2 protein-coding genes are annotated in these 2,213 nt (G+C 33.4%); one reads left to right on the top strand and one right to left on the bottom strand.

Annotated features, from left to right (window positions below; all coding sequences use genetic code 11):
• Positions 1-73: 73 nt before the first annotated feature.
• A complete protein-coding gene (locus EGI31_RS22450) occupies positions 74-772 on the top strand; it encodes a hypothetical protein (RefSeq protein WP_255037416.1) in 699 nt (232 codons plus the stop codon).
• A 978-nt stretch (positions 773-1,750) separates the two neighbouring features.
• Here EGI31_RS22450 and EGI31_RS22455 read toward each other — a convergent pair.
• Positions 1,751-2,213, bottom strand: a 463-nt coding sequence (locus tag EGI31_RS22455) for a transposase (protein WP_255039435.1), incomplete at its 5' end; no start/stop codon positions are given.

Raw genomic sequence — 2,213 nt, forward strand, 5'->3', positions numbered from 1 at the left:
TGGACATGATGAATTTATTTTAATTTTTCTTCGGATCAACAATTCGTAAATCAAAAACGAATCAATAGGTAAAATGGCTTTAAAACTATTAATTAATTTTTTACTCTATAAAAAAATGAAGATAAAAGTATTTTGTTTTGTTATTTCATTTGTTTCTATTTTTTCTGTGGTACATGCTCAAGCCGATTTTAGAGAACTTAAATGGGGGATGTCAATTGATCAAGTATCAAATTTAGAAGGAAGAAATATAACAGGAGAAATAAGATCGAATCAATTTTATACATTAGTTAGTGAGGGTATTTCTGTTGGTGGTAAGATTGCAAAAGTAGAATATACGTTTGAAAATGGTAAACTGTCAAAAATAGTCTCTTACTTTAAATTTAGTTATTCCCCCGATTTTTGGAATTTTGGTAGCATTTCGTTTCAACTTTCCGATCTATTTCAAACTTTGGAAAATAAGGGGTACAAAATAAGATATCCCATGCTCTGTGGTGATCACCCTTACGATGGTCCAGATTTGAATATTCCGGAAAATATTAAAATACTTGAAATGACTTCATGGAAACTTGATTTTGCCAAAACAACTATTCTTAAAAAACTTGAATCTGATGAAAAATATAAGTGTGCCTTTATGAAATTTGAAAGTAGTAGAAGTGATGCTACTATAGCAATAAATGCAAAACATACTATAAACGATAAATCATCACATGCTTATTTTATCTTAACGCCCTCTGATTCAGTACAAAAAAGTATCAATCAAAATGATTTTTAAATAGTTTTGGTATTACAGATATAATAGTTTATATCCGTTAATTGTCTCCCACTAGGGGACTTTGAACTAAACTCTAATGCTTTTCTCACCAGATATTAGCATCGCAGAGTCCCTGCGGAGACTCTGCTAGAACTTCAATCAGGAGGCCATAGAATATCAATCTTTTTTGTCAAAGGTCTCAATTGCCACTGGCTTTAGCCTGTGGATACTGAGAGAAATTCCTTTTTGACTTTAGTCGAAATGTTGAAGCCTTTATGTTTTGGCTAAAGCCCAATTTGTATTCTTAAATTCTCAACCTCCAGCTAAAGCAGGAGGCAATTCATTAACAAGCTTTGAGACAATGTTTTCAATTGCCACTGGCTTTAGCCTGTGGATAATGAGAGAGAGATTCCTTTTTGACTTTAGTCGAAATGTTGAGGCTGGTAAGTTTTGGCTAAAGCAAAATTTGTATTCTTAAATTCTCATCCTCCAGCTAAAGCAGGAGGCAATTCATTAAACTCTAATATTAGCATCGCAGAGTCCCTGCGGAGACTCTGCTAGAACTCCAATCAGGAGGCCATAGAATATCAATCTTTTTTGTCAAAGGTTTCAATTGCCACTAGCTTTAGACTGTGGATAATGAGAAGAAATTCCTATTTGACTTTAGTCGAAATGTTTAAGCTTTTTTGTTTTGGCTAAAGCAAAATTTATCTTCTTAAATTCTCATCTTCCAGCTAAAACAGGAGGCAATTCATTATCAAGCTTTGACACAATGTTTTCAATTGCCACTGGCTTTAGACTGTGGATAATGAGAAGAAATTCCTATTTGACTTTAGTCGAAATGTTGAAGCTTTTATGTTTTGGCTAAAGCCCAACTTGTAATCTTAATTATTAGGCCTCCAGCTAAAGCAGGAGGCAATACATTATCAAGCTTTGAGAAAATGTTTTCAATTGCCCCCGGCTTTAGCCTGTGGATACTGAAATAACCCCTTGTGCGGTTTAAATAAACATGGCATGCTTCAACTGATTTATTGGTCTATTGTTTGACATATTTATGAATTGTAAAACAGCTACAGCGTTTACCTTTGCAACGACTCTTGTAAGCAGGCCATCTAATGATTTTGAGTAGTTTCTTTTAAACATCATTTGATCACAGAGTTGTGAAAAAAGTGTTTCAATTCTTTTTCTAATATATCGATAAGACTTATTCCACACATCTGCTCTTTCTTTCATATTACCTCTAATTGGTGTTATTAGTCTGATTTTGTCTTGTTCAAAAAGAGATGTTTGATAGCCCAATGAGAGATAACCTTTGTCTGCAATTAACTCATAACCTGCAAGTTGTTCTTTTTTGTCTATCATTCCAAGATAGTTTACGTCATGAACATTGGCTGAGGTTAATCCAACAGACAGTGGTACACCTTTTTGTGTAATCATCAACTGCATTTTAAAACCATAATAA

It is taken from the genome of Lacihabitans soyangensis, assembly GCF_024343775.1.
GTDB lineage: Bacteria > Bacteroidota > Bacteroidia > Cytophagales > Spirosomataceae > Leadbetterella > Leadbetterella soyangensis.

Bases quoted from the DNA above. Each gene is read 5' to 3' on its own strand.
- EGI31_RS22450 (WP_255037416.1), top strand. From the start codon at position 74: ATGGCTTTAAAACTATTAATTAATTTTTTACTCTATAAAAAAATGAAG.